Here is a 5,306-nt window from a genome sequence, read left to right as displayed (position 1 = left end):
TAACCTTCACAAAATCGGATTTTCTACGGTTGATGTAAAAAGAAGAATTGTAAACGCAGCGAACCAATCTACTTATCTCAATGCAGATGTAGAGATAGTAGCCACTTTTAAATGCCTGAATTTAAATACTCAGAAATTCGAAAACCTGATTCACCGCTTTTTTAAAGATGTTCAACTTCAAATCGATATTTTAAGCCAGGGTAATCAACGGATTTCCCCCCGGGAATGGTTTGTAGTTCCCTTTCCTATTATAGAGAGGGTAGTAGAGTTATTTATTTCAGGTGAGATTGTGAAATACCGGTATGACGTGGAAAATGAGGGGATTATTGAGGTTTAATGATTTTAGTTAATATCTATTCTTTTTGCTTCAATCTGGGATTTTTCTATTGGCTAAAAAACAATTAAGAAAATTACGCCTTATTTTATGAATAGATTTTTGAAGCATTGGCCAATAAAGATATTAGTAATAGTTTTTATTGGTTTCCTTGTTTGTTACCTCATTTTGAATGATTTAATTTCCCATTGGGCTTACCCTACTAACGAGAACAGAAATGGTGAATTATTGAAAGATTTTTTAGCGGCTTCTGGAGGTTTAGCGGTTTTAGCGGGTCTCTATATTTCGTTTGTTAGATCGAGAGCAATGGAAAGAAATGTTGTTAACCAAGAGGAGCAAATAAAAAACCAAACTGTTGAAATTGGCCTCTCAAGAGATTCATTGTTAAATGAACAATTTAAAAATGCTGTTGAACATTTAGGAAGTGACAATGAACCAATAATATTAGGGGGAATAGCAGAATTAAATTTTTTAGCCACAAATCAGGAGGAAAAATTTTCTGAAATTGTAAAGAATATTTTTTGTAGCTATTGTAAATCAGAAGCTCACTATAAAAAACATGAGGATAGTATTAAGTGGAATGTAATTAGAGCTATTATAGAAAATCTTTCTGGAAATAAGGCGTATGCTCCATTCCAAGTAGACCTAGCCTATACAAACTTGTTCGGTACGAGATTGCAACATTCTGAATTGTCAAACTGGGATTTTTCTTATTCAACATTACCGAAGAAGATACACAGAGTGATTTTTAAACGATGTAATTTCACCAAATGTAATCTTATTATTGCTAGGCATATAGATGTAAGTTTTGAATGGTGCCAAATGTCATTTTTATATATGGAAAATTTAGAATGGTCGCAAATAGCCATTTCTGGTAAGAGTACTTTTAGTGCTACCTCTATTGATTCAAGCTTTAAGCATTTAACTATTAAATCGGAATTTTACTCTTCAAAATTTTTTAATTGCAATATTGAAAACAGCAATTTCGGTAAAAGCTTTTTGTCAGACACTCATTTTTTATGCTGCGATTTTAATAAAGTTAGTTTCAGAAATAGCGAAATGATGTCTAATAGATTCGATGCTTCCAATTTTAAGAAAGTGATATTTCGAGGATTCGTTACAAAAACCTCCTTTAAGGGAATTAGAAATGAAGATTCCAGAGGACAGATTACCTTATGGAGTAAAATTATTCGAAGTATAGAAGGTCGGGCTAACTTCGCCGGGGTTACATTCTCCGGATTATACAAAGATCTGGCAGATGATACCTTAACAAAGCACGACTGTTATTTTATCGTCCAAGATTATAACGATATTTTAAAAACAAAAGGTGGAATGAAAAATAAAGTTATAGACATACCACAAGAATGGCTAGCTCATATTTAAGTTTGCAGTATTACTTATTATTAGAATCCTGATGAGATTTCATATTCATTATGTGAATTCAAATTTCAAAAATCTTAGTGAAATAAAATCCATAAGAATCACAGGTAAATGAAATCAATTAATATCAATTAAGAATCTTTATTTGAATAAGGAGCTATTCTGTACTTATTCTGTACTATATGAAATAAAAAAAGGCTTCACATTTCTGTGAAGCCTTGTCCTTGCTAGTAGCGGGAACTGGACTCGAACCAGTGACCTTCGGGTTATGAGCCCGACGAGCTACCTACTGCTCTATCCCGCGCTATTGGACGGCAAATATAAGACGTTTTTTAGTTTCTAACCAAACTTTTTTTAAATTTTATATCGAAATCCATTGGATCGCATCCAGTCTATCTTTTATATCGTAGGTCCTAACCTCTACGTTCAAAAATATATCACTCACATTAACAGCCTTTTGAAACCAAATACTATCAGTAACTATTGCAAATTTATTAAAAAAATCTGCATTAGAATATTTAAAATTTATTCCTTTTAATAAAGCCTTAAAGCTAATTTCATGACCTTTTTCCAGTTCTAAATAGACATTTACCTGTTCGTATTGCTCCAAACGTGCTTTAATCTCCAGGATCACTTGATCCAGGAGTTCATCTGTAAGATCTGTATTCACGATGATGCCGATCACATGACCGGCTAGATCAAATGTTGCTAACATGATTTATGTATAGGGTGAACTACTAAGATAGCTTAAATATAGATTAGGTTTACCTGGAAATAAAGAATTATTGTTCGATTGGCCGGGCTTCAAAAACCTGCAATTCGTTAGATTCAAACTCAATGTGAAATTCAATAGGATTACAACAGGTCTCGCAATCTTCAATATAAGTTTGTTGCAGAACAGAAGGATCCAGCAATACAGAAACTTCTTCCCAGCAGTAAGGACATTGAAAGAAATGTTCGTTCATCAATCAAAGATTTACATTCAGTAATTGACCAGTAAGTTGCAGAACCTGTAACTCCGCCAGCTTGGCATCGTATTTTGCCAGGTTAAGACTTGTCCTGGCATCTAGTAAATTGATCTGCGCCTGCCTGAATTCTATCGAGGAAATTCTTCCAAGTTTATATTGCTCTTCAGAGCGATTGAAGTTGTTCAGGTTCGTTTCAACGTTCTCTTCCTGAACTTTCAGAATAAACAGCTTGTTTCGATAATTTCCGAGGGAATTCGCGATATCCCGTTGAACCTGACTGATTAATTGTTCTTTCTGAATTTGCTGATTCTGATATCTTATTTTAGAATTTCTAACTTGAATATTTCTAAAACCTCCATCAAACAAATCCCAGCGTAAACTTACTCCAGCGGCAAGTCCATCTGTAGTTGTTGTACTACCAGGAAAGAAGGCCGTTGCAGCACTTCGGTTGAGGTTCCAGCCATAAGATCCAGTAAGATCTATGGAAGGCAAATAGCCGCTCTTATTAATCTTGATATCGTAGTCACTAATTTCCAGACTTTGCTCGATCTGTAGCAGCGAAACATTATGAAGTTCAGCTTCAGTAACAAAGCTATCCAGTTCAAGGTCACTTATAAAAGTCACTGTAGTATCCACGGAAAATTCGTTCGCAGTTATTTCTCTATTCAGAAGTACATTTAGATCCCGCTTGGTATTCTTCAGCAATTGTTCGGTTTCTATTAAAGAGATACTATCGTTATTCACGTCTACCCTCGCATTCAGAACCACAAGATTGTTCGCCTGCCCATATTCAAACTGATATTGAGCACGGGTTACACGATTCTTAGATATTTCCAGAGTTTCCTCAAGAACATTGATATTTTCTGAAAGTCTGGCAACCTCATAATACACACTCATGATCTGGAGAATAGTATTTTCTATAGTTTCACGGGCCTCTAATTGAGAGAGATCATATTGCTCCTGAAGACTTCTATAATTATACAAACGTCCCAGGCCATCAAACAGGGTGTAGCCTAAATTTATGGAGGCGTTATATCGGTTGCTTTCGATCCCGCGTTGATCTACCGTTTCCCCGTTTTCAGGTTCTGTAACACGATCATTCAGGTCGTAATTTGCTCCGGCGAGTCCCGTAAGTGTCGGTAAATAGCCAGAATTTAAAATATTCTGATTGTTATCGGCAATTTCGACATTATTCTCAGCGATTCTTATTCCAAAGTTCTCATCCAAAGCTCTGGAAATAACTTCCTGCTTGGTGAGCAGGCTATCCAGACTATCCTGGGCGTTGCTCCCCATACTCCAAAACAGTACGATCAAAAAGCTTAGGATATATTTTCTTAATGTCATTCGAAATTATTTATTCTGAAGTTCAATTATCTTCTAGTAATTCTGACTTTTATTCGCCTCGTCGATCTCACTCTGTCGTTCATCTTCGTCATTTTTCTCCTTGATCGCTCTTTCTACAGATTCACGACTCACTTTATTTCCGGTTTTCAACCACTTTGCTCTGGCTTTACCTGAATTGGTAATGGACAGTAATAATGGCAACACCAGTAAAGTTAAGAAGGTTGCTACAAAAATTCCGTACGCGATAGATATTGCCATAGGCTTTAAAAATTGCGCCTGTCTGCTTTTTTCTAGAAGTAATGGTGCGATACCTGCAATGGTTGTTAAAGAGGTAAGGAAAATAGCTCTAAATCGCGATTTTCCGGCTTCAATAAGTGCTTTCTCGAAGCGCATGCCTTCCCGCAAATAGGAATTGAACTTCCCAATAAGAACAAGTCCATCATTTACCATAATTCCCACCAGTGCAATGATCCCTAATAATGAAAGAATATTCACAGGAAAACCATGAATATAATGACCCCATGCTACACCAATGATACTGAATGGAATCATAAGCATTAGCAATAATGGCTGACTATAGCTTCTAAACGTAAAGGCGATCACCGCATAGATCAAAAACAAAATGATAGGAAAGACTTTTTCCGCAGATTTAGTCAGTTTTTCCGCTTCGCGATTCTGCCCCTCATAGGAAACAGATACACTAGGATATTTGGACAAAATCTCCGGAAGTACGTTTTCTCCAATATTCGCAATAGCATCGGTAGAACTGGCATCCGGATCATCCATATCTGCCTCTACCCTTATTTCGCGAAGTCCTTCCAGGTGACTTATAGATTCTGTACCACGTCTAATTTCATAAGTAGCGATCTCACCAAACGGCACCCGGTTTCCATCCGGAGTTACAATTCGCATATCATCCAGATCATTGATAGACTCTCTATTCTCCCGATCGTAACGAACCCAAACTCTAATTTCATCCTGCCCACGCTGAAATCTCTGTGCCTGTAATCCAAAGAACCCTGCACGCACCTGGCTCATCACCTCTCTTAGATTTAATCCTAAGGCATATGCATTTTCGTTAAGATCTATCGTGATTTCTTTGATACCATCAGGATCTGTATCTGTTACATCTTTTAGCGTGGAATTCTCTTCCATCGCTTCTTTCAGTTCTTCCTTGGCACGCTCAAGTTCCTCCAGGTTATTCCCCAAAAGAGATACAGAAACCGGCTTTCCACCAAAGTTTCCACCGCTACCAAAGGTTAAACGTTCGACTCCGTAAA

6 protein-coding genes and 1 tRNA gene are annotated in these 5,306 nt (G+C 36.8%); 2 read left to right on the top strand and 5 right to left on the bottom strand.

Annotated features, from left to right (window positions below; all coding sequences use genetic code 11):
• Both QZ620_RS13435 and QZ620_RS13430 read left to right on the top strand, forming a co-directional pair.
• Positions 1-337, top strand: a 337-nt coding sequence (locus QZ620_RS13435) for a GIY-YIG nuclease family protein (protein ID WP_295182591.1), incomplete at its 5' end; no start/stop codon positions are given.
• Between the two features lie 87 nt (positions 338-424).
• On the top strand, positions 425-1,717 hold the full coding sequence (locus tag QZ620_RS13430; protein ID WP_295182590.1) for a pentapeptide repeat-containing protein: 1,293 nt from the start codon (positions 425-427) through the stop codon (positions 1,715-1,717).
• A 228-nt stretch (positions 1,718-1,945) separates the two neighbouring features.
• Here the strand turns inward: QZ620_RS13430 and QZ620_RS13425 are convergent.
• From QZ620_RS13425 to QZ620_RS13405, 5 genes are all read right to left on the bottom strand, one after another.
• Positions 1,946-2,018 (bottom strand) — tRNA-Met (locus QZ620_RS13425).
• A gap of 57 nt (positions 2,019-2,075) precedes the next feature.
• Entirely contained in the window at positions 2,076-2,429 is a 354-nt protein-coding gene (locus QZ620_RS13420; protein WP_295182588.1) for an STAS/SEC14 domain-containing protein, read from the bottom strand.
• Positions 2,430-2,496: 67 nt separating this feature from the next.
• Entirely contained in the window at positions 2,497-2,679 is a 183-nt protein-coding gene (locus QZ620_RS13415; protein WP_295182586.1) for a CPXCG motif-containing cysteine-rich protein, read from the bottom strand.
• Between the two features lie 3 nt (positions 2,680-2,682).
• Complete coding sequence (locus QZ620_RS13410) at positions 2,683-4,026, bottom strand: TolC family protein (protein WP_295182584.1); 1,344 nt, start codon at positions 4,024-4,026, stop codon at positions 2,683-2,685.
• 33 nt (positions 4,027-4,059) lie between these two features.
• Positions 4,060-5,306, bottom strand: a 1,247-nt coding sequence (locus tag QZ620_RS13405) for an efflux RND transporter permease subunit (protein ID WP_295182582.1), incomplete at its 5' end; no start/stop codon positions are given.

The organism is uncultured Christiangramia sp., assembly GCF_913046405.1.
In the GTDB taxonomy this organism is placed as follows: domain Bacteria; phylum Bacteroidota; class Bacteroidia; order Flavobacteriales; family Flavobacteriaceae; genus Christiangramia; species Christiangramia marina.
Note: the sequence above shows the minus strand (reverse complement) of the source record. Positions and strands in the feature narration are given on the sequence as shown.

Coding starts and splice junctions, on each gene's coding strand:
- QZ620_RS13430 (WP_295182590.1), top strand. CDS start 425: ATGAATAGATTTTTGAAGCATTGGCCAATAAAGATATTAGTAATAGTT.
- QZ620_RS13420 (WP_295182588.1), bottom strand. CDS start 2,429: ATGTTAGCAACATTTGATCTAGCCGGTCATGTGATCGGCATCATCGTG.
- QZ620_RS13415 (WP_295182586.1), bottom strand. CDS start 2,679: ATGAACGAACATTTCTTTCAATGTCCTTACTGCTGGGAAGAAGTTTCT.
- QZ620_RS13410 (WP_295182584.1), bottom strand. CDS start 4,026: ATGACATTAAGAAAATATATCCTAAGCTTTTTGATCGTACTGTTTTGG.